14 protein-coding genes are annotated in these 23491 nt (G+C 73.0%); 11 read left to right on the forward strand and 3 right to left on the reverse strand.

Features of this window, described 5'->3' with window-relative positions; translation table 11 throughout:
- The first annotated feature begins 21 nt into the window (after positions 1–21).
- Positions 22–744, forward strand: a complete 723-nt coding sequence (locus SMIR_RS06145; RefSeq protein ID WP_168497008.1) for an alpha/beta fold hydrolase — start codon at positions 22–24, stop codon at positions 742–744.
- Between the two features lie 63 nt (positions 745–807).
- On the opposite strand, the gene SMIR_RS06150 is transcribed toward SMIR_RS06145, so the two are convergent.
- The gene (locus SMIR_RS06150) at positions 808–2301 is read right to left on the reverse strand and encodes a sensor histidine kinase (protein WP_168497006.1); all 1494 of its coding nucleotides are present in this window, start codon (positions 2299–2301) and stop codon (positions 808–810) included.
- The gene (locus SMIR_RS06155) at positions 2298–3077 is read right to left on the reverse strand and encodes a response regulator transcription factor (RefSeq protein ID WP_249938383.1); all 780 of its coding nucleotides are present in this window, start codon (positions 3075–3077) and stop codon (positions 2298–2300) included. The genes SMIR_RS06150 and SMIR_RS06155 overlap by 4 nt, the downstream gene beginning before the upstream one ends.
- Before the next feature lie 10 nt (positions 3078–3087).
- On the opposite strand from SMIR_RS06155, the gene SMIR_RS06160 reads away from it, so the two are divergent.
- From SMIR_RS06160 to SMIR_RS06205, 10 genes are all read left to right on the forward strand, one after another.
- The gene (locus SMIR_RS06160; protein WP_422664407.1) at positions 3088–4506 is read left to right on the forward strand and encodes a ferredoxin reductase family protein; all 1419 of its coding nucleotides are present in this window, start codon (positions 3088–3090) and stop codon (positions 4504–4506) included.
- 10 nt (positions 4507–4516) lie between these two features.
- The gene (locus SMIR_RS06165; RefSeq protein ID WP_168497002.1) at positions 4517–4960 is read left to right on the forward strand and encodes an FMN-binding protein; all 444 of its coding nucleotides are present in this window, start codon (positions 4517–4519) and stop codon (positions 4958–4960) included.
- Positions 4961–4964: 4 nt separating this feature from the next.
- Positions 4965–5687: an FAD:protein FMN transferase gene (locus SMIR_RS06170; RefSeq protein ID WP_168497000.1), complete on the forward strand. Its 723-nt coding sequence runs from the start codon at positions 4965–4967 to the stop codon at positions 5685–5687.
- Positions 5688–5698: 11 nt separating this feature from the next.
- Entirely contained in the window at positions 5699–6175 is a 477-nt protein-coding gene (locus SMIR_RS06175; RefSeq protein ID WP_248003196.1) for an AbfB domain-containing protein, read from the forward strand.
- A 538-nt stretch (positions 6176–6713) separates the two neighbouring features.
- Positions 6714–13541, forward strand: a complete 6828-nt coding sequence (locus SMIR_RS06180) for a type I polyketide synthase (protein WP_249938385.1) — start codon at positions 6714–6716, stop codon at positions 13539–13541.
- 44 nt (positions 13542–13585) lie between these two features.
- Positions 13586–18106, forward strand: a complete 4521-nt coding sequence (locus SMIR_RS06185; RefSeq protein WP_212728317.1) for a type I polyketide synthase — start codon at positions 13586–13588, stop codon at positions 18104–18106.
- Entirely contained in the window at positions 18096–18443 is a 348-nt protein-coding gene (locus tag SMIR_RS06190; protein ID WP_168496994.1) for an acyl carrier protein, read from the forward strand. Before SMIR_RS06185 ends, SMIR_RS06190 begins: the two co-directional genes overlap by 11 nt.
- 1 nt (position 18444) lies before the next feature.
- Positions 18445–19251, forward strand: a complete 807-nt coding sequence (locus SMIR_RS06195; RefSeq protein WP_212726716.1) for an alpha/beta fold hydrolase — start codon at positions 18445–18447, stop codon at positions 19249–19251.
- Positions 19252–20448 (forward strand): glycosyltransferase, encoded by a 1197-nt coding sequence (locus SMIR_RS06200; protein ID WP_212726717.1) that lies wholly within the window; start codon positions 19252–19254, stop codon positions 20446–20448.
- Complete coding sequence (locus SMIR_RS06205) at positions 20445–22271, forward strand: ABC transporter ATP-binding protein (protein ID WP_249938386.1); 1827 nt, start codon at positions 20445–20447, stop codon at positions 22269–22271. The genes SMIR_RS06200 and SMIR_RS06205 overlap by 4 nt, the downstream gene beginning before the upstream one ends.
- Positions 22272–22274: 3 nt before the next feature.
- On the opposite strand, the gene SMIR_RS06210 is transcribed toward SMIR_RS06205, so the two are convergent.
- Positions 22275–23462, reverse strand: a complete 1188-nt coding sequence (locus SMIR_RS06210; protein WP_212726718.1) for an MFS transporter — start codon at positions 23460–23462, stop codon at positions 22275–22277.
- Positions 23463–23491 lie beyond the last annotated feature (29 nt).

A 23491-nucleotide genomic window follows, 5' to 3' on the forward strand; every position in this document is an offset into this window, starting at 1 on the left:
GACCGACAAGGAGAGACAGTCATGTCCGGGAACACCACTCCCACCGCCCTGCTCGTGCACGGCGCGTTCGCCGACGCGGCCAGCTGGTCCGGCGTCATCGCGGAACTGCAGAACCACGGCATCCCCGTCGTCGCGCCGCCGAACCCGCTGCGCGGTCTGGCCTCCGACGCCGCGTACATCGCCTCGGTGGCCGCGCAGATCGACGGCCCCGTCGTGCTGGTCGGTCACTCCTACGGCGGCGCGGTCATCACCGTCGCGGGCACCGTGGAGAACGTGGTCGGGCTGGTCTTCGTCGCGGCGTACGTCCTGGAGGAGGGCGAGAGCCTCGGCGAGTTGCAGGGACGCTTCCCCGACTCGCCGCTGGGCAGCAGCCTGAGGCAGGCCACGTATCCCGTCGAGGGCGGTGACCCGGCCGTCGAGGTCACCATCGTTCCCGAGGCGTTCCCGTCCGTCTTCGCCGCGGACGTCCCCGCCGACGTCACCAAGGTGCTGGCGGTCGCCCAGCGTCCGCTCGCCGCCGGGGCGTTCACGGAGACGGCCACCGCCGCCGCGTGGAAGACCAAGCCCTCCTGGGCCCTGGTCGCCGCGGCGGACCAGGCGATCAACCCCGAGGTCGAGCGCTTCGGCGCGAAGCGTGCGGGAGCGACGATCCTGGAGGTCGAGGGCGCCTCGCACGCCGTCGCGGTGTCCCGGCCGAAGCTGGTCGCCGAGCTGATCCGCGACGCGGTCCGCGCGACCGGCTGAGGCACTGGCTGAGGCACCGGCTGAGCGAGCCGACGGCGGCCGCGTGGATGTACTCCCCCGTGGTCACGGGAGCGAGGGCGGGAGGGGGAGACGGATCGTGAACGCCGTCGAGCCGGGGCGGCTGGTCATTTCGATGGTGCCGCCGTGTGCCCGGACCAGTGAGCGGGCGACCGCGAGGCCCAGCCCGCTGCCGCCGCGGTCGCGGCTGCGGGCCTTGTCGACGCGGTAGAACCGGTCGAAGACCCTTTCCTGGTCGGCGGCCGGGATCCCGGGCCCGGAGTCGGAGACCCGCACGACCGCCGTACCGGACGAGCCGACGCGCCCGGGCCGCCCCGTCCCCGTGGCCGACACCTCCAGGCACACCTTCGTCCCCGCCGGGGTGTGCATGGCGGCGTTGGTGAGCAGGTTGTCGAGGACCTGCCGGATACGCAGGGGATCCAGGCGCAGGCGCACCGGGTCGGGGCCGGCCGTCACGGACAGCACGTGCTCCCCTCGCCCGGCGCGGAAGGCGTCCGCGGCCTCCCGCGCCAGTTCCGCCAGGTCCGCGTCCTCCAGCCGCAGTGGTGTCTCCACCTCGGCGGCGTCCAGGCGGGCGAGGAGGAGCAGGTCGTCGAGGAGTACGCCCATCCTGGCGGCCTCGGCGCGCAGCCGGGCCAGGTGCTTGTCGCGTTCCTCGGGCTCGTTGGCGGCGGCGTACTGGAAGAGGTCCGCGTAGCCGCGTACCGACATCAGGGGCGTACGCAGCTCGTGCGAGGCGTCCGCGACGAACCGGCGCAGCCGCTGCTCGGCCTCGGTGCGGACGGCGAGCGCGTCGTCGATGTGCTCCAGCATGGTGTTGAACGCGGTGCGCAGTTCCTCGACCTCGGGTCCGCCGCGCCCGCCCCCGGCCCGCGCCTCCAGCCGCGCCGAGCCGGTGAGGTTGTGCGAGGTGATGCCGCGGGCGGTGTGCGCCATGTCGCTGAAGGGCTTCAGCCCGCGCCGCAGTACCGTCCGGCCGAGCACGACGAGCCCGAGCAGGGCGAGCGCGAAGGTGACGACCTGGACCGTGATCAGCTGCCGCACGGTGGCCTGCATGTCCTGCATGGGCGCCGCGGTGACGAGGACGACCCCGGGGTCGACCTCGCAGGCGCGCAGCTTGTACGTGCCCTCGCCCGCGATGTGCGCGGTGCGCAGCAGATGCGCGTCGCCCCCGTCCGGCAACGCCTGTGCGGCGGCGGTGAGTTCGGCGGTGTCGGCGGGGACGTCGGCGGGCTTGCGCAGGACCGCCGTATGGCCCTTGACGTCGTACACGGCGGTGAACCAGCCGTAGTACGGCCGCCGTTGGACAGTGCCGTGCGCCTGGGCGTCCTTGGACTGGGTGACCTGGACGAGCTTCATCTGCTCGCCGAGCTGACGTTCCAGGTAGTCCTTCATGTACGTCGTCAGGGCCGTGCCGACGACGGCGAACACGACGAGGGACAGCACGCCGATGCCGAGGGCCAGCCGGGTGCCCAGGCGTGTCCGGCGGTAGGCGCCCCGCAGGCGGCGAAGCGCACCGCGGGTCCCGGAGCCGCTCACTCGGCGACCTGTCGCACCACGTATCCGACGCCGCGCACGGTGTGGATGAGCGACTCGCCGCTGTCGGACTCGCCGTTGCCGTCGAGCTTGTTGCCGTCGAGCTTGCGGCGCAGCCGGCTGACGACCAGTTCCACGACGTTGGAGCGGCCCCCGAAGCCGTACTCCCACACGTGGTCGAGGATCTGGGCCTTGGTGAGGACGGTCGGTGACTTGCGCATGAGGTAGCGCAGGACCTCGTACTCGGTCGGGGTGAGGGTGAGCAGCCGGTCGGCGCGGCGCACCTCACGGGTGTCCTCGTCCATCGTCAGGTCGGCGACCTGGAGCACGGAGCGCTGGAAGCCGGGGCCCGCGGCGCGCCGCAGGACGGTCCGCAACCGCGCCATGAGCTCTTCCACGGCGAACGGCTTGACCAGGTAGTCGTCGCCGCCGCGGGTGAGGCCCGCGACCCGGTCCGCGACGCCGTCGCGAGCGGTGAGGAAGACGACGGGCACCATTGTCCCGGACTGCCGCAGCCGGTCGAGGACGGCGAACCCGTCGAGGCCGGGCAGCATCAGGTCGAGCACCACGATGTCGGGGTGGAACTCGGCGGCCCGGCGCAGCGCGTCCTCTCCGGAGTACGCGGTCATCGCCTCCCAGCCCTCGTAGCGGGCGACCGTCGCGACGAGATCGGCTATGGGAGGGTCGTCGTCCACGACCAGGAGGCGCACTTTTTCCACCTGCTCATAGTGCGTGACGTGGCCACCGACGCCATAGCCGCCGATGTCTCTGATCCACATCGATAAAAACTTGAAAGTTGACCGACAGGAAATCGACAGCTCCCACCGGGCAGGCTCGAAGGCCCCACACCCGAACGAGGAGCTGCTCTCCGTGACCACTGTCGAACGTGTCCAGCCGCCCCCGACGGCGATACGCCCGAAGGTGGTGGCCCGCACCGGGCTGTACGCCCTGCTGGCCGCGAACGCGGCCGTCGTGACCGTGTTCTTCCTCCGGGCCGGGCCCGGTTCGGACACCCTGATCATGCTCGGCCGGCTGGCGGGCCTGTACGGGGCGCTCCTGATGGCCTTCCAGCTGCTGCTGGTCGCCCGCCTGCCGTGGCTCGACCACCGGATCGGCATGGACCGGCTGACCTCCTGGCACCGCTGGGTCGGCTTCGGCCTGCTGTGGACGCTGCTGTCGCACGCGCTGTTCATCACCCTCGGCTACGCCGGGGCGGCGTCGGCGTCCTTCTGGGACGAGCTGGTGGAGCTGGCCACGACGACCGAGGGCGTGCTGCGGGCGATCGTCGCGCTGGCCCTGATCCTCGTGATCGGCGGGGTGTCGGCGCGCTTCGCACGGCGCCGGCTGGCCTACGAGACATGGCACTTCATCCACCTCTACACGTATGTGGCGGTGGTGCTGGCCTTCACGCACCAGGTCGCGGTGGGCACCACCTTCACCACCTCGTCCGCGGCCACCGCCTACTGGTGGGGCCTGTGGGGTGTCGCGCTCGGTTCGGTGTTCCTGGGCCGGGTGGTCCTTCCGGTGCGGCGGAACCTGCGCCACCAGCTGCGGGTCTCGGCCGTCGTCCCCGAGTCCGACAACGTCGTCTCGATCTACGTCACCGGACGCGACCTCGACCTGCTGCCCGCGCAGGCGGGGCAGTTCTTCCTGTGGCGGTTTTTGACCAAGGACCGCTGGTGGCAGGCGAACCCGTTCTCCCTGTCGGCCGCCCCGGACGGCAACCGGCTGCGGCTCACCGCGAAGACGGCCGGCGACGGCACCGCGGCCCTGCGCCATCTGAAGGTGGGCACACGGGTCTTCGCCGAGGGCCCCTACGGCGCCTTCACCACCCTGCACCGCACCCGCTCCGAGACCCTGCTCGTCGCGGGCGGCGTGGGCATCACCCCGATCCGGGCCCTGCTGGAGGACCTGCACGACCATGTCGTGCTCATCTACCGGGTGGCCACCGACCGCGACGCGGTGCTCCTCGACGAACTGCGGGAGCTCGCGTACGCCAAGGACGCCGAGCTGCACGTGGTGACCGGACCGGCCACGCCGGACAAGCTGGCGCCGCGCGAGCTCGCGCGGCTCGTGCCGGACGTCGCCGAACGGGACGTCTTCGTATGCGGGCCGCCCGCCATGACGAGCGCGGTGCTGCGCACCCTGCGCGACCTGGGCGTGCCCAAGCCGCAGATCCACTGCGAGCGTTTCAGCCTGGCGGGATGAGAGAGACACGGTGAAACGAGCACTGCCTGTACTGGCCCTGTCCATCGCCGGCCTCGTCCCGCTGTGGCGCTACGCGCCGTCGAGCGGTACGACGACGACCGCCGAGGTCGCCGCGCCCGCCTCGACCCCGTCTTCATCTTCTTCGTCGTCTTCGTCGCCCTCCTCGTCCTCGTCCGCGTCGTCCTCGGCCGCGGCCTCCCACGTCGTCCAGGGCTCCACCGTGAACACCTCCAAGGGCGCCGTGCAGGTGGAGGTGACCTTCGAGGGCGACAAGATCAGTTCGGTGCGGATGCTCCAGCAGCCGAACCACCCGCAGACCACGGCGGCCGTGCCGAAGCTGATCCAGGAGACGCTCCAGGCACAGAGCGCCGACATCGACTCGGTGTCCGGCGCCACGATCACCAGCGACGGATACGTCACGTCGCTGCAGGCCGCGCTCGACGCGAAGGGATAGCGGGATGCGGCGCGTCGAACAGGTCATGGGGTTCCCGGTCTCACTGCGGATCGACGACGAGAACGCGTCCGAGGAGACCGCGGACCCCGTGTTCGCGTGGCTGCGCGAGGTCGACGCCCGCTTCAGCCCCTTCCGCGCGGACAGCGAGGTGTCCCGGCTCGACCGGGGTGAGCTCACCCCCCACGAGCTCAGCCCGGACCTGACCGAGGTCCTCGGCCTGTGCGAGGAGTACCGGGTCGCGACCGGCGGCGCGTTCGACGTACGGCTGCCGGGCCGCGGCCTGGATCCCTGCGCGATGGTGAAGGGGTGGTCGGTGCAGCGGGCCGCGAACCTCCTCAGCGGCCGGGGGACTTCCCGGTTCTGTCTGAACGCCGGTGGTGATGTGGTGGCCGCGGGCGGTCCCTGGCGGGTGGGCGTGCGCCATCCCGAGCGGGCCGACCGGCTGTGCACGGTGCTGGAGATCACCGACGGCGCGGTGGCGACCTCCGCGCGCTACGAACGCGGGAACCACATCCTCGACGGGCGCACCGGCCGCCCGGCCACCGGGCTGCTCAGCATCACCGTCGTGGCGCCGTCACTGACCGAGGCGGACGCGACGGCGACGGCGGCGTTCGCGATGGGCGCGGAGGGCGTCGAGTGGGCCGCGTCGCGCGAAGGGTGCGAGGTGTTCGCGGTCGACGCCGAGCGCAGGGTCCTGCGTACGGCGGGGCTTCCTGTGACGAACTGAGCCCAAGCGCCTTGAGGGCGACCGGACTCGAACTCGGCAACGCCTGCCAGCAGTGGCAGCTCACGCCCACCCTCCGGCATCCGCCCCCGGGAGAAACCAGGATCACGAGACGCCTTCTCGGCCGCCTGCCGACCGCGGTCCTCGCCAAGATCGAGCCGGAGGTCACCAACCTGGCCGACTCGCAGTTCCCGGGTGGCGAGCGGGCTCGCCGGGGCGGGACCGTCTCCCTCGAATCGGCCAACCACCCGGGCTACCACCTCCACCGGAAGAACAACGACGTCTGGGTGGAGAAGGACGAGGGCACCGCGGCCTTCGGGAACGACGCCGGCTTCTACCGGCGGGCGGGCCTCGCCGACGCGGCCTCAGGTGTCTCGTTCGAGTCGTACGGCGGCGCCGGCCGGCACCTCCGGCACTACGGCTACCTGCTCTGCACCCAGCCCGCCGACACGACGCTCGCCAGGACGGACGCGACGTTCTACGCCGAGTGACCCGCCCCGGCGCCTTTGGATCCGGCACGGCCCGGCCGCTCCCGCGGCCGGGCTGTGCTGTTGAAATGAGCCAACTTACCGGCGAGTACGAATCGTTGCCATTCACCCTCAACTGCCAAAATCCCACCCTTTCGACCAACGTGAATTTTGATTATGAAGAGGGGAACTAATAAAAGTTTCAATTTACAGCGGGGGAAACAGTTCGTTTCCGCAAGATCGAAGTGGACCCCGTGTTCGACACTACGTCAGCAGGCATTGCCGCAGGCCGAATCGGGGTCGCGGAGCGAACCGACCAGCGGCCCTCGATCCCGTCAACTCCCCCGAACAAGGCCTCTGTTGCCAGATCGCATCTGGCTCAGCGGTGGCTGTGTCGACCGTGTTACGTCCGGTAATGACAGCCTCCTTGAGAGTTTGACTTTCACGTGGATGCGCAATAAGCATGAGCGTGCTTCGCATCGGCTGTCGGCTTGTTGTGAAGCGCAAGCGCTCTCCGCTCTCCCCCACCAATCCTCACCCTCGTGCGATTTGGAGCGTTCGCGTGCCTGTGTCGAATTTCGATACTTCCGGCCTGTTTGCCGTAGAGGACATCGTCATCGCCCTGAACCCGTTCGCCGTCCCCTCGGCACGGGTCACCGCGGCCGCCGTACGGGCGGGCGGTCTCGGGGTGCTCGACCTCACCGCGGGCGGGCGTCGGGCGGCGGCGGAACTCGCGCTGTCCGAGGAATGGTCCGCCGCCGGTTTCGGCGTACGGCTCCGCGACAACGATGCCTTTCCCGCGCGGGACCTCCCCGCCTGTGTCCACACCGTCCTGCTGACCGCCGACGCCTCCTGCACGCCCGCGGACTTCCCCAGCCACCGCGTACTCGTCGAGGTGACCGGCCGCGCGCAGGCGTTACGCGCCGCCGCGGCCGGGGCGCACGGGCTGATCGCCCGAGGCCACGAGGCGGGCGGTCCCGTGGGCGAACTGAGCACCTTCGTACTGCTCCAACAGCTTCTCAGCGACGACGAGTGGGACCTTCCGGTCTGGGCCTGCGGCGGCGCGGGCCCGCACACCGCGGCGGCCGTCGTCGCGGGCGGCGGCGCCGGTGTCGTCCTGGACACCCAGCTCGCCCTGCTCGCCGAGGCCGAGGCCGAACTGCCCGCCGGGACCTCCGCGCTGCTCGCCGGGCTCGACGGCTCCGAGACCACCGTGGAGGACGGCCGCCGAGTCGTACGGCGCCGGGGTGCCCAGGAGGGCACACCCGCCCCCGAGGTCGGACAGGACGGCTTCCTCGCCGCCCGTTTCCAGGAGCGCTGGGGCACCGTCCACGCGGCGGTGCGGGGCGTACGGGACGCCGTACTCGACGCGTTGAAGAGCGTGGGGCCCGGTCTCGACTCGGCGAAGAGCGCGGCTCCCGCTCTCGACCTGTCGAAGGGCGCGGGTCCCTCGCTCGACCCGTCGAAGGGCGCGGGTCCCTCGCTCGGCCCCGACGGCACGGGCAACCGCCCCTTCGGGAGCGAACTGCCCGTCGCCCAGGGGCCGATGACCCGGGTGAGCGACCAGGCCGCGTTCGCCGCCGAGGTCAGCAGCCACGGCGGGCTGCCCTTCATCGCGCTCGCGGTGTCCGGCGCCGACCAGACCCGCGCCGTACTGGAGCAGACCAGGGACGCTCTCGGCGAGGCGCCCTGGGGCGTCGGCGTCCTCGGCTTCGCCGCCGAGGAGATCAAGGCCGCCCAGCTGGAGGTCGTACGGGAGATCCGCCCGTCCCACGCGATCATCGCGGGCGGGCGTCCCGCGCAAGCCGCAGCGCTGGAGGAGGTGGGCATCTCCACCTTCCTGCACGTGCCGTCGCCGGGGCTGCTGAAGCAGTTCCTGGAAGCGGGCGCGCGCAAGTTCGTCTTCGAGGGCGCCGAGTGCGGCGGCCATGTCGGACCGCGGGGCAGCTTCCCGCTGTGGGAGGCGCAGCTCGGCGTGCTCGAAGAGTTCCTGGCGGGCGCGAAGAACGGCACCGCCACCGAACTCCGGCTGTTCTTCGCGGGCGGGGTGCACGACGAACGCTCCGCCGCCATGGTCACCGCGCTCGCCGCGCCGCTGAGCGCGCGGGGTGCGGCCGTGGGCGTGCTGATGGGCACGGCGTACCTGTTCACCGAGGAGGCCGTGAGCGCGGGCGCGGTGCTGCCCCTGTTCCAGCGGCAGGTCATCGACGCCGAGCGCACCGACCTCCTGGAGACCGCTCCCGGACACGCCACCCGCTGTGTCCGCAGCCCGTTCACCGACGAGTTCACCGCGGTCAAGGAGGACCTGGCCGCCCGCGGGACACCCGGCCGCGAGGCCTGGGAGCAGCTGGAGCGGCTCAACGTGGGGCGGCTACGACTGGCCAGCAAGGGCATCGAGCGGGTCGACGGCGGGCTGAGCGCGGTCGGCGAGGACAGACAGCTCGCGGAGGGCATGTTCATGGCCGGCGAGGTCGCCGTGCTGCGCTCCGCCGTCACCACCGTCGCCGAGCTGCACGCCTCGGTCACCAGCGGCGCGGCCCGCTTCCTGGCGGCGCGGCGGGAGGCCCTCGGCATCGGTGAACCCGCCGCCGAACCCTCCCCCGAACCGCTGGACATCGCGATCGTCGGCATGGCTTGCATGTTCCCCGGCGCCCCCGACCTCGCCACCTTCTGGGCGAACGTGCTGGCGGGCGAGGACGCCGTCACCGAGGTGCCCGCGACCCGCTGGGACGCCGAGCTGTACCACGACCCTCGGGGCGCCGGGGAGAAGACCCCGTCCCGCTGGGGCGGCTTCCTCCCCGAGATCCCCTTCGAGCCGCTGCGGTACGGCATTCCGCCCGCCTCGCTGCCCGCCATCGAGCCGGTGCAGCTGCTCGCCCTGGAGGCGGCGCGCCGCGCCCTGGAGGACTCCGGCTACGGCAGCCGGTCCTTCGACCGGGCCCGCGCGTCGGTCGTGTTCGGCGCGGAGGCGGGCAGCGACCTGTCCAACGCGATGACCCTGCGCTCCGTCCTGCCCGCCTACCTGGGGAGCCTGCCGCCCGCGCTGGACGAGCGGCTGCCCAAGCTCACCGAGGACTCCTTCCCCGGCATCCTCGCCAACGTCATCGCGGGCCGGATCGCCAACCGCCTCGACCTCGGCGGCGCCAACTACACCGTGGACGCCGCCTGCGCCTCCTCCCTCACCGCCGTCGACGTGGCGTGCAAGGAACTGGCGAGCGGGACGAGCGACCTGGTGCTGTGCGGCGGCGCCGACCTGCACAACGGCATCAACGACTACCTGCTCTTCGCCTCCGCGCACGCCCTGTCGCCCTCGGGACGCTCCGCGCCCTTCGACAGCGCGGCCGACGGCATCGCGCTCGGCGAGGGCGTCGGCTGTGTCGTCCTCAAGCGGCTCGCCGACGCCGAGCGGGACGGCGACCGGGTGTACGCGGTGATCAAGGGCGTCGGCAGCGCCAGCGACGGCCGGGCGCTCGGCCTGACAGCGCCCCGGCCCGAGGGCCAGTACAACGCGCTGACCCGGGCCTACCGCAACGCGCGCATCTCGCCCGCCGAGGTCGGGCTCGTCGAGGCGCACGGCACCGGCACCGTCGTCGGTGACCGCACCGAACTCGGCTCCCTCACCCGGGTGTTCGAGGAGGCCGGGGCTCCGCCCGGTGCGTGCGCGCTCGGCTCGGTCAAGTCGCAGATCGGGCACACCAAGTGCGCGGCCGGACTCGCCGGACTGATCAAGACCTCGCTCGCCCTGCACACCGGCGTGAAGCCGCCGACCCTGCACCTCACCGAGCCGAACCCGGCCTGGGACGCGCAGAGCAGCCCGTTCGCCTTCCACACCGAGGCCCGTCCCTGGTCCGCCGCCCCGGCCGAACGGGTGGCCGGGGTCAGCGCCTTCGGCTTCGGCGGCACCAACTTCCACGTAGTCCTGAGGGCCTACGAGGACGGGCCGCCGCCGGTCACCTCGGCCCAGCACTGGCCCGCCGAGCTCTTCACGTTCCGGGGCGCGGACCGGGCGGCGGCGGTACGGGCCGCCTCCGAACTGCTCGCCCTCGTGGAGGCGGACCCCGGACCGTACGAGCCGTGGCGGCTGCGGGACTTCGCGCTCGCCGCGTCCCGGCGCGCCGAGGCCGCCACCAGCCGGGGCGCCCGGACCTGGATCGCCCTCGTCGCCGGGTCGACCGAGGACCTGACGGCGCTGCTGCGTCGCGCGGTCGCCGGTGAACACGCCCCGAAGGAAGGCCTGTTCACTGCCGACGACGACGCGACGGGTGACATGGCGCTGCTCTTCCCCGGGCAGGGCAGCCAGCGACCCGGGATGTTCGCCGAACTCTTCGTCGCCTTCCCCGAACTCCAGCGCAACCTGAGGCTCGACGAGACGACGGCCCGCGTCCTCTTCCCGCCGGCCGCCTTCGACGAGACGAGCCGCAAGGAGCAGCAGGAGCGCATCACCGACACCACCGTCGCGCAGCCCGCGCTCGGTCTGACCGGGCTCGCCGCGTTTCAGCTCCTGACCAGGGCGGGAGTGCGCCCGGCGATGGCCGCGGGTCACAGCTACGGAGAACTGGCCGCGCTGGCCGCGGCGGGCGCCCTCACCTCCGACGCCCTGCTGCGCACCAGCCGCGCACGCGCCGCCGCGATCCTGGGCGCCACCGGCGAAGGCGACCCCGGCACCATGGCCGCCGTCGCCGCGGGCGAACCGGAGGTCGCGGCGGCCCTCACCACCGCGGGCCTGACCGACTCGGTGGTGACGGCGAACCGCAACTCGCCCCGTCAGACGGTCATTTCGGGTCCCACCGAGGACGTCCTCATCGCCGTCGAGCGACTGCGTGCCCAGGGGCTCGGCGCGAAGCGCATCCCGGTCGCCTGCGCGTTCCACAGCCCGTTGGTCGCGGCGGCCGGCGAGACCTTCGCCGAGGTGCTCGCCGAAGTCCCGTTCGCTCCCACCGACTTCCCGGTCTGGTCGAACCGTACGGCCACCCGCTACCCGCCGGGCCCCGAGGAGATCCGGGCCGAACTCGCCGCGCAGATCGGCTCCCCGGTCCGGTTCGCCGACCAGATCGAGGCGATGTACGAGGCCGGGGCCCGGGTCTTCGTCGAGGCCGGCCCCGGCTCGGTGCTGACCCGGCTGGTGGGCGCGGTCCTCGGCGACCGGCCGCACCGCACGGTCGCCCTGGAGGACGGCCGACGGGCCGGTCTCGCCGGGTTCCTCGCCGCGCTCGCCCAACTGGCCGTAGCCGGTGCGGACATCAGGACCTCGTGGCTCTTCCAGGGCCGGGACGCGGTCGCCGCCGACGCCCGCGCCCCGCGTCCCAGGCGCGCCGCGTGGACGGTCGACGGCCATCTGATCCGTACGGCGGACGGCGTGATCCCCGCCGCCGCACTCCACCCCGCCGAGCGCGTCCCGGAGGCCCTCGTGACCCACAGCAGCCCGGTCGGACCAGTGGCGGCGGCCACCGGATCCGAGGCCCTGATCAGCGAGTTCCTGCGCACGAGCCGGGAGATGATCGCGGCCCAGCGGGATGTGATGCTGGGGTACCTGGGAGCGGATCCGGGGGTACGTCCCGCGGCCCCCGCCCCGATCACGTACACCGACGCTCCGGTCACGGTGACCGCGCTGCCCGCCGCCGTGCCGGTTGCAGTGGCCGTACCGGCAGGTGGCTCGGTGCTGTCGGTCGTGCTCGAGGTGATCGGCGAGCGCACCGGCTATCCGGTCGACATGATCGAACCCGACCTCGACCTCGAAGCCGACCTCAGCGTCGACTCCATCAAGAGAGCCGAGATAGCCGGCGAACTGGCCACCCGCCTCGGCCTCACCGCGACCGGCGACACCGACGTGGAGGAACTGACCAAGGCCCGTACCGCCGCGAGCATCGCCGCATTGGTGGTGGGTGTCCGAGGTGAGTCGGCCGAACCGGAGACTCTCGAAACTGTCCCGGCCGTCCCCGAACCCGTCGTCGTGGCGCCGAAGCGTCTCGTGATGCGGGAGTTCGACCTGGCCCCCGCCGACCCGGCGCCCACCAGCGACCTGCTGATCGGCCGCAGTTTCCTGCTGCTCGGTTCCGGGCCGGTCGCCGAGGCACTGACCGCCCGTCTGACCGTGCACGGCGCCCATGCGGTGACCGCCGAAGAACCTCCGGCCGAGGGAGAGTTCGACGGGATCGTGCACCTCATCGCGCCGGACGCCCCGCCCGTCCTGCCGGACGTCTTCCCGGCCTACCAGCGGGTGCTGGCGGGCAACCCGCGCTGGGTGCTCGCCGCGGGCGCCTCCCCCGGGCTGCGCGGCTTCTTCCGCTCGCTCGCCCGGGAGTACCCCGACACGGTCGCCCGAGTCGTCGAACACCCGCCCGGCACCGCGTCCGAGGACATCGCCGCGGAGCTGGTCGCCGAGCTCACCGCGCCCGACCACGAGCCGGTCGTCCTGCGCTCCCCCGGCACGCGGCGCGGACTGCGTATGGCCGAGGAGGGGCTTGGTCTGCTCGGCAGCACGGGCGCGGGGCCGGCCGGGGACGGTGCCGCCGAGGCCGCCGCGCTCGGCCTGGACGCCGACTCGGTCGTCCTGCTGGTGGGAGGCGCCCGGGGGATCACCGCCCGGTTCGCCGCGACCCTGGCCGCCGCGAGCCGCTGCCGGATCGAACTGTTCGGCCGCACCGTCCTGCCCGAGGGCGCGGAGGACCCAGCCCTCGCCGCCGCGGGCACCGCCGGTGAACTGCGCAGCGCGCTCATCGCGCGCGGGCTGCGCGTCCCCGCCGAGATCGAGCGGGCGATCGGCCGGATCCAGGCCGAACGCGAGGTGCGCGCCACCCTGCGCAGACTCGCCGCGCTCGGCTCCGAGGTGCGCTACCGCGCCGTGGACGCGCTGGACGGCGACGCCGTGCGCCGGGCGGTGAAGGAGATCCACGCCGAGCACGGGAGAATCGACGGCGTCGTGTACGCGGCGGGCGTGATCGAGGACAAGCTGGTCGCCGAGAAGAGCCCGCGGTCCTACGACCGGGTGTTCCGTACGAAGGTCGACGGCGCACGTGAACTGCTGGCCGCGCTGGGTGAGTTGCCGGACGGGGACGGCCCCCGGTTCACCGTGCTGTTCGGCAGCATCGCCGCGGCCCTCGGCAACCGCGGCCAGTCCGACTACGCCGCCGCCAACGACGCCCTGGAGACCCTCGGCGCCCGCTGGGCGGACTCCGGTACCGGCCGCCGCGGACTGACCGTCCACTGGGGTCCATGGGCGCCGACCGGCGACGGCAACCACGGCATGGTCACCCCCGAGCTGATGCGGCACTACGCGGGCCGCGGCATCCAGCTCATCGATCCCGACGAGGGCACCATGAGCCTGCTGCGCGAGCTGGCCTGGGGACCCGGGGGCGACACCGCCGTCGTCTACACGGCGTCGGGCTGGTGACCGACGTGACCGGCGCCCGCGCCGAACCCATCGCCATCGTCGGGATGTCGGTGCTCTTCCCGGGCGCCCCCGACCTCGCCACGTACTGGCACAACCTGGTCTCCGGTGTCGACGCCATCACCGAGGTGCCGCCGGGCCGCTGGGACGCCGAGGAGTACTACGCGCCCGGCGCCGAGCCCCGGGCCGACCGGGTCTACTGCCGGCGCGGCGGTTTCGTGGACGAGCTGGCCGAGGTGGACGTCACCGAGTTCGGGATCATGCCGACCGCGGTCGCGGCCACCGAGCCCGACCAGCTGATCGCGCTGCGGGTGGCCGCGGGGGCCCTCGCCGACGCGGGCGGCCCGGACCGGCTGCCCGCCGACCGGCACCGGGTCGGTGTGGTGCTCGGACGGGGCGGCTATCTCACCCCCGGCCTGGTCCGGCTCGACCAGCGGGTGCGGACCGCGAGCCAGCTCGTGCGCACCCTGGGCGAGCTGCTGCCGGACCTCGGCGCCGACCAACTGGAGGCGGTGCGCGCGGCGTTCACCGACCGGCTCGGGCCCGAGGCACCGGAGTCCTCGATCGGCCTTGTGCCCAACCTCGCCGCGTCCCGGCTGGCGGGCCGGCTCGACCTGCGCGGGCCCGCCTACACCGTGGACGCCGCCTGCGCCTCCTCCCTGATCGCCGTCGACCACGCCGTGCGCGAACTCGGCAGCGGGCGCTGTGACGTGATGCTGGCGGGCGGGGTGCACCACTGCCACGACATCACCTTCTGGAGCGTGTTCAGCCAACTCGGCGCGCTCTCCCCGAGCGAGCGCATCCGGCCGTTCGACCGGGGCGCGGACGGCGTACTGATCGGTGAGGGCACCGGCATCGTCGTGCTCAAGCGGCTCGCCGACGCCGAGCGGGACGGCGACCGGATCTACGCCGCGATCACCGGCACCGGCGTCGCCTCCGACGGACGTACGACCAGTCTGATGGCGCCCGACTCCGGCGGCCAGGTCCGCGCGGTCCGCCAGGCCTGGGACGCCGCGGGGCTCGACCCGTCCGCCCCCGGCTCGATCGGCCTCCTGGAGGCACACGGCACCGCCACCCCGGCGGGCGACGGCACCGAACTCACCACGCTCGCGGAGGTGTTCGGACCACCGTCGGCGGACACCTCCCAAGGCGCGCCGGACGCCGTCATCGGCTCGGTGAAATCGATGATCGGCCACACCATGCCCGCGGCGGGCGTCGCCGGGCTGATCAAGGCCGCGCTCGCCGTCCATCACCAGGTGCTCCCGCCGACCCTGCACTGCGACGACCCGCATCCGGCGCTCGCCCGCACCCGGTTCACCCCCATCGGCGCCGCCCGGCCCTGGCGGACCGACGACCGGCAGCCGGTGCGCCGGGCCGCCGTCAACGCCTTCGGGTTCGGCGGCATCAACGCGCACGTCGTGCTCGAAGAGGTCGCGGTCTCGCGGCGGGCGGCCGAGGTGTACGAGCCGGAGCCGGTGCTGCGGCTGACCGCGCCGACGCCCGAGGCGATGGCCGCGCTCCTTGACCGCTCCGACTCCGCGATCATCGCCGCCGGTCTCGACGAACGCGCCCCCGCCGCCGATCCGGTGCGGCTAGCAGTCGTCGGGCCGACGGCCAAGCGGCTGGCGCTGGCCCGCAAGGCGGTCGCCAAGGGGAAGGGGTGGCGCGGCCGGAACGACGTGTGGTTCGTGCCGCGTCCCCTGCTGGGCCCCGGCGGCGGCAGGCTCGCGTTCGTCTTCCCCGGCCTGGAGGCCGAGTTCGCGCCCAACTCCGAGGACATCGCGCGGCACTTCGCGCTGCCCTGGTCGCGCGCCGTCACCGACGCCACCGTGGGTGACGTTGGCAGGCAGGGCACCGGCGTCTTCGAGCTCGGCCGGCTCCTCGACACCGCGCTGCGCCGCCTCGGCGTCGTCCCCGACGCGCTGGCCGGTCACAGTCTTGGCGAGTGGACCGCGATGGCCGCAGCCGGAATCCACCCTCCGGAGGAGGTCGACGCCTTCCTTGCCGGTTTCGACCCCGACGCGCTGAGCGTCCCCGGGCTGGCCTTCGCCGCGATCGGCGCCCCCGCCGAGGTGGTACTGACCGAGCTGGACGGTCGCGGGGACGTGGTCCTCTCCCACGACAACGCGCCCAACCAGTCGATGATCTGCGGCCCCGAGCCCGCCGTCGCCGCACTGGTCGAGGTGTTCCGGTCGCGGGCGGTGATCTCGCAGATCCTGCCGTTCCGCTCCGGCTTCCACACCCCGATGCTGGAGCCCTACCTCGGCCCGATCAGAACGGCCGCCGAGGCCTACACCCTGCACCCGGCCGCGCTGCCCCTGTGGTCCGCGACGACCGTCGCCCCCTACCCGGACGAACCGGCCGCGATCCGTGAGCTGTTCATCCGCCATCTGCTGGAGCCGGTCCGCTTCCGGCCCCTGGTGGAGACGATGTACGCGGCGGGCTTCCGCGCGTTCGTCCAGCTCGGCGCGGGACAGCTCGGCTCGCTCATCGACGACACCCTGCACGGCCGCGACCACCTCGTGGTCCCCGCGCACTCCCCGCACCGCTCGGGCCTGCCCCAACTCCATCGCGTGGCGGGCGCGTTGTGGGCGGACGGAGCCGCGCCGGACCCCGTCCCGCTGCTGGGCAGGGCCTCGACCTCGACCGTCACACCGGCCCGTACGGTACGCCGTCCGAGCCGCCCCGTACGGCTGGACCTCGGCGGCGCGAACGTCTCCCTGGACGCGGAGACCCGCGACCGGCTGAGCGCCGCACTGGCCCGGCCGCGACACACCGCGCCCCATGACGCCGGCGCCCTGGAGGAACAGGGTCTGCTGGGCGCGGAGTTGTCGGCACTGCTGCGGGACGCGACGGCGCTCGCCTCGGACGTGGTGACGGCGGGGCGACGTGGACGCGGCGCCTCGCGCGACGGGGCCCCGCCCGGCCCCCGTACGGGCGGCAGGCCCCCTAAAGACGGAGCCGACCTTCGTACGGCCGAGCCCGCCACACCCGAACCCCAGCCCCGGCCCCAGTCCCTCGAAGCCACTCTCCACGTCTCCGTCGACACCATGCCGTACCTCCTGGACCACTGCTTCTTCCGGCAGCCCGCCCAGGCCGACCCCGCCGACCGCTGGCCCGTGGTCCCGGGCACCACCGTGATCGCCCACCTCATGGAGTTCGCCGAGCGGGCCGCGCCCGGCCGGCGCGCGGTAGCCGTCCACGACGTACGGCTGCACCAATGGATCACCGCCACTCCGGCCGTCGACATCCCCGTACGGATCACCCCCGAGGGCCCGGACCGGGTCACCGCCTCCCTCGGCCCCTACGCCCGGGCCGTGGTCGAACTCGCCCCGGAGCAAACCCGGTTCACGCCGCCTCCCGCGCCCTGGACCTTTCCCGCGACGCTGGAGGAGAAGCCCGAGCTGACCGCGGCGGAGCTGTACTCGCGCCGCTGGATGTTCCACGGCCCGCGCTTCCAGGGCCTGGACGAACTGACCGCGGTCGGCGACCGGCACGTACGCGGGGTGCTCGTCACCCCGCCCGCGCCGGGCGCCCTGCTGGACAACGTGGGGCAGCTCCTCGGCTACTGGATCATGGCCCGGCAGCCGGTGCGGACGACGGTGTTCCCGGTCGGGATGAAGGAGATCCGCTTCCACGGCCCGCACCCCGCGCCCGGCGAGCGCCTGGAGTGCCTGATCCGGATCACCTCAGTCACCGACGCCACACTCGAAGCGGACATGCAGCTGGTCCACCGGGGGCGGGTGTGGGCAGAGTTCAGCGGCTGGCAGGACCGCCGGTTCGACAGCAATCCGCGCATCCGCGAGGTGGACCGGGAGCCCGAGCGGTACACGCTGTCCCGTATGCAGCCCGGCGGCTGGGCGCTGGTCCACGAGGAGTGGCCCGATCTGGCCACCCGCGAGCTGATCATGCGCAACATCCTGGCGGGAGAGGAACGCGAACGGTACGCGGCGCACGCCCCGCGCGGCCGGCGGCAGTGGCTGCTCGGCCGGATCGCCGCCAAGGACGCGGTACGGAACGTGATGTGGGACGCCGGGGCGGGCCCCGTCTACCCGGCCGAGGTCAGGGTCGGCAACGACCCGGCCGGCCGCCCCTTCGTGACCGGCGGCTACGGCAGGATCCTGCCCGCGCTGCACGTCTCCATCGCCCACCGCGGCGAGACGGCCGTGGCGATGGCCAGGAGGGAGGGTCCCTGCGGCATCGACATCGAGGAAGTCACCGACCGCCCCGAGGGCACCCTCGCGGTGGCCCTCACCGCCACCGAGCGCGAGCTGCTCACGTCACTCGTCCACCGGCCGCAAGGAGCCCCCGAACGGCTCTGGTTCACCCGATTCTGGGCCGCCAAGGAGGCCGTCGCGAAGGCGCGCGGCACCGGACTTGGCGGTGAGCCGAAGCGGTTCGAGATCACCTCGGCCGACGGCGACCGCCTGACCGTCCGCACCGCGGGCGAGGAGTACCGCGTGCGGCACTGTGCGCTGACCACCCCCCGGCCGTCCGCAGGGCCCGGCAAGGAGTACGTCGTGGCCTGGACGACAGTCAACGATCAGGAGAACGAAGATGACCACTGAACTCGACCGTCCCGCGGGCCAGTCGGACAGGGGACGGACCTCGGCGCCCGACGCGGCGACCGCGCTCGCCGACATCTCGGCCATCCTGCGCACCGTGCTGGAGGAGTACGGGCTCGACGACTCCGAGATCAGCCTCGACACGTCCTTCCACGACGACCTGGAGCTGGAGAGCATCGACCTCGTCACCCTCTCCGCCGAACTGCGCGAGTTCTACGGCGAGCGGGTCAACTTCGCCGCGTTCATAGCCGACCGCGGGCTGGAGGAGATCATCGCGCTCACCGTCGGCGATCTCGTCGGCTACGTCGTGGACTCACTGGCCGTCGCGGAGGTGGGCTGAGATGGCGACGATGCGGGTGAACGGGATCGACGTACACGTCCAGCGGCTGGGCCACGAGAGCGGCTCCCCACGCCCCGTCGTGGTCCTCATCCACGGCCTGCTCATCGACAGCCTGGCCAGCTACTACTTCAGCCTCGCGCCGCGGCTCGCCGAGGAGGGCCTGGACGTCGTCATGTACGACCTGCGCGGGCACGGCAAGACCTCCCGGCCGCCGACCGGCTACCGGATGGAGGACTTCGTCGACGACCTCGACGGACTGCTGGACGCGCTGGCGATCGACCGCCCGGTGCACCTCGTCGGCAACTCCTTCGGCGGCGCCGTCGCGTACGCCATGGCCGCCGCCCGCCCCGAGCGGGTCGCGAGCGTGATCGCCATCGAGGCGGAACCGCCGGCCCGGGCTTGGGCGAAGAACATGTACGAGGGCCTGGTCGGCGAGCAGGGCGGACTGGTGGTCCAGGAGGTCACCGAGTGGCTGCGGGAGAACCCGGGCGAGCGCAACGCCCGGCCGTTCCGGGCGGCGGGCCGGGTCCTCGACGAGACCGCGCTCGCCCAGGAGATCCCGCTCAGCACTCTCCTCGACGAGGACCTGTCCGCGATCCGCTGCCCGGTCTTCGCCATCTTCGGCGGCGCGTCCAAGCTGTCGGCGCAGACCGGGATGCTGGAGGCCTCGCTCCCCCACTGCCGTACGGTCGTCCTGCCCGATCTCGGCCACTCGGTGCTGGTGGAGGCCACCCAACAGACGTACGCCCTCGTGCGCGACTGGCTGCTGCTCGGCCAGGGGGCGCACGCACTGCGGGAGGCCCGCTAGATGGGCCGGTTCCTGTTCGTGGTGCCGCCGCTGGTCGGGCACGTCAACCCGGCCGTGGGCACCGCGGCGGCACTCGCCGGGCGCGGGCACGAGATCGCGTGGGCGGGCCACCCGGAGCTCGTCCGCGGTCTCGTCGGATCCGACGCCGTCGTCTTCCCCTGCGCCCTCCCCGAGGACGGACTGTCCCGGCCCGCCGATCTGAAGGGGCCGGCCGCGTTCCGGTTCCTCTGGGAGAGCTTCCTCGTCCCGCTGGCGGACGCGATGGCGCCCGGGGTACGGGCGGCGATCGAGGCGTACGACCCCGATGTCGTCGTCTGCGACCAGCAGGCGGTGGCGGGTGCGCTGGTCGCCGAGTCCCTCGGGCGCGTCTGGGTGACCTCGGCCACCACCTCCGCCGAACTCGTCGACCCGCTGGCCGGTATGCCGAAGGTCGCGGCGTGGCTGGACGGACTGCTGGCCCAGCTGCGGAACCGGATCTGCGGCGGGGCCGGCTCGGCGGACCCTCGTTTCTCCCCGCACGGCGTCCTGGCGTACACCACCCGCGCGCTGCTCGGCCCGGCCGAACTGCCCGACCGGGTCTGGCTGGTGGGCCCGTCCGTCGCCGCCCGCCCCACGAGCGGCGACGACTTCCCCTGGGACTGGCTGGACGCCTCGCCTCTGCCCACCGTCCTGGTCAGCCTCGGCACGGCCAACAACGACGCCGGGGCCCGATTCCTGAACGCGGCCGCGGAGGGGCTGGGCGGACTGGCGGGCCAGCTGCGGGCGGTGCTCGTCGACCCCGGCGGGCTCGTCGAGGGCCCGGTCCCCGACAATGTCCTCCTGCGTCCCCACGTCCCCCAACTCGCCCTTCTCCCACGGCTCGACGCGGTCGTCTGCCATGCCGGGCACAACACCGTGTGCGAGGCGCTGTGGCACGGTGTCCCGCTCGTCGTGGCGCCGATCCGGGACGACCAGCCGATCGTCGCCGGGCAGGTCGTGGACGCGGGCGCCGGGGTACGGCTGCGGTTCGGTCGCGCCGACGCGGCCAGGATCCGTGCGGCGGTCGAGACGGTCCTCGACCCGGCCGGGGGCCACCGGAAGGCGGCCGAGGCCGTCGGGGAGTCCTTCCGCGCCGCGGGCGGCAGCGCCTCCGCCGCCGCCCGCCTCGAAACACTGCCTGCCGAGTCGGCCGTGCCGCGGGCACGAGGCGGCGCATGAACGACAACGGCACGACCGAGCACCGGCCGGCGCCCGACGCCCACCGTCCCGACCCTCCCCACGGCCACGGCCCGGAAGTCTCCCCGACCGGCTCCCTGGGCGCCCTCGTCGGCTACGCACGACCCCACTGGCGCGTGCTGCTGCTCTCCCTCGTGCTCACTCTGCTGGCCAGCGTGTCGGGACTGGTGCAGCCGAAGTTCGCGCAGGCGATCCTGGACCGGCTCGACGGCGGCGGCAGCGTGGTCGCGCCGGTCGCGCTGCTCGCCGCGTTCCTGGTCGCGGGCGCCCTGCTCACCGGTCTCAACGCCTGGCTCCAGCAACGGACTTCGGAGCGGGTGGTGCGGGAGGTGCGGCGCGGTCTGGTGCACCGCCTGATCCGGCTGCGGGTCGCCGAGCTGGACCGGCGGGCCCCCGGCGACCTGATCGCCCGCGTCACCTCCGACAGCACACTGCTCAAGAGCGCCGCCACCGAGGGCCTGATCATGACGGTCAACGGCGTCCTGACCTTCGCCGGGGCGCTGTTCATGATGGCGACGCTCGACGCGCGTCTGCTCGGTGTCACGCTGCTGGTGCTGACGATGGTCGGTGTCGTGATCACCGTCATCCTGCCTCGGATCAAGGCGGCCGTGGCCCGCTCCCAGGCGTCCGTCGGAGCGGTCGGCGCCGTACTCGACCGCACCCTCGGCGCGGCCCGTACGGTCAAGGCCAACGGCGCCGAGGGCCGCGAGACGCGCACCGCCGAGGACGCGGTCGACGAGGCGTACGCCGCCGGACTGGTCGGCGCCCGCTACAGCGCCCTCGTCACCATGGTCGGCGGTGCCGCCATCCAGACCGCGTTCCTGGTGGTGCTCGGCGTGGGCGGCACCTTCGTCGCCCATCACTCGATGTCGGTCTCCGAACTGATCGCCTTCCTCCTGTACGTCTTCTTCCTGGCGAGCCCGGTGTCACAGCTGGTCGGCGGCGCGGCCCAACTCCAGCAGGGGCTGGGCGCGGTGGGCAGGATCCAGGAGGCGGGCGCGCTGCCGGTCGAGGACGACATCGACGCGACCGGGCCCGCGTACACCCCCGCCCACGCCGCACCACCGGCCGTCGAACTGACCGGCGTCGAGTTCACCTACCCCGGCCGCGCCCCGGCCCTGCGCGGCGTGAGCTTCACCGTCCCCGGCGGCACCCGGACCGCGCTGGTCGGTCTGTCGGGCGCGGGCAAGACCACCCTCTTCTCCCTCCTCCAGCGCTTCTACGAGCCGACCGCGGGCACCATCAGGATCGGCGACCAGGACATCGCGGCCCTGCCGCGCGCCGAGGTCCGGCGCCGGATCGCGTACGTCGAGCAGGACTCCCCCGTGATGGCGGGCACCCTCCGCGAGAACCTCCTGTACGCGGCGCCCTCGGCCACCCGGGAGCAGCTGGCCGAGGCCCTGGCCGTCACCCGCCTCGACGGCCTCCTCGCCCGCCTTCCCCAGGGCCTGGACACGCCCGTGGGCCCACGCGGCGTCACCCTGTCCGGCGGCGAACGCCAGCGCCTCGCCATCGCCCGCGCCCTGCTGCGCCGCCCCCAGGTACTTCTCCTCGACGAGGCGACGGCCCAGCTCGACGCCCGCAACGAACAGGCCCTCGGCGAACTCGTCGCCCGCACGGCGGGCCGCTGCACGGTCCTTCTGATCGCCCACCGTCTGTCCACGGTCACCGACGCCGACCAGATCGTGGTCCTGGAACACGGCGACGTCCGCGCCGTGGGCACCCACCACTCCCTGGTCGACGACGACGACCTCTACCGCGAACTGGCCGCCACCCAACTCCTGGCCGCCGAGCCCCCGTCGTGACCGCTAACGAGGTCCGCTCGCGGCTTGGTGAGCGGCGACGGCCATCACGACGACGGAGATCAGGACGATGCCGGCGCCGACGTAGAGCGGCGCCGTGTAGCCGAGGCCCGCGGTGATGGCCAGTCCCCCGAGCCAGGCGCCGAGCGCGTTGCCGATGTTGGACGCGGACACATTGGCGCTGGCGGCGAGCGCCGCCCCATGGGCGAAGTCGGTGACGCGAGTGATCAGGCCCGGCACACTGGCGAACCCGAAGAGCCCCATCAGAAACACCAGTATCACCGACGCGATGCCGCTGCCGGCCAGCAGACCGAAAACGGCCAGGGTGATGGCGAGTCCGAGCAGAGCGACGACCAGGGCGCGGTCACGGTCATGGTCGGCCGCGCGCCCGCCGACCAGGTTCCCGACGACCAGGCCGACGCCGTACACCATCAGCAGCCAGGCGACATCCCCGGAGGAGAAGCCGCCGACCTCGGTGAACGTGTAGGCGATGTAGGTGAACGCACCGAACATCCCGCCGTAGCCGAGCGCGGTGGCCGTCAGGGTCAGCCAGACCTGCCAGGACCGCAGCGCACGGAACTGGGCCCGCAGGCCGCCGGCCGGTGTCAGGTCCGGGCGGCCCGTCACCGTCGGAGGCCATGTCTCTCCCGCACCGGCCGGGACGAGGGCGACGATTCCGGCCAGCGCGAGCAGGCCGATTGCGGTGACCGCCCAGAAGGCCGCTCGCCAGCCCCAGCGCTCGCCGACGAGCGCGCCGAACGGCACGCCCAGCACGTTCGCGACCGTCAGCCCGGCGAACATGACCGCCACCGCGCGGGACTTCTTCTCCGGCGCGACCAGACTGCGGGCGACCAGCGAGCCGATACCGAAGAACGACCCGTGGCACAACGCCGCGACGATCCGCCCGAGCAGCATCACCGGATAGCTCGGCGCGAGAGCGGACAGCAGGTTGCCGATGACGAACAGCGCCACCAGGCCGATCAGGATCCCCTTGCGGGGCAGCCGCGCCGTCGCCGCGGTCAGCGCGATCGCGCCGACGGCGACACTCAGCGCGTACCCGGAGATCAGCTGGCCTGCGGCCGCCTCGGACACCGCGAAACTCGACGCCACCTGCGGCAGCAGTCCGGCGATCAGGAACTCGGTCAGACCGATGCCGAACCCGCCGAGTGCCAGCGCGATCAGTCCACTCGGCATCCGTCGCTCCCCGATCGCGGGGCCACGGT

Origin of the sequence: Streptomyces mirabilis (genome assembly GCF_018310535.1) — a bacterium.
GTDB lineage: Bacteria > Actinomycetota > Actinomycetes > Streptomycetales > Streptomycetaceae > Streptomyces.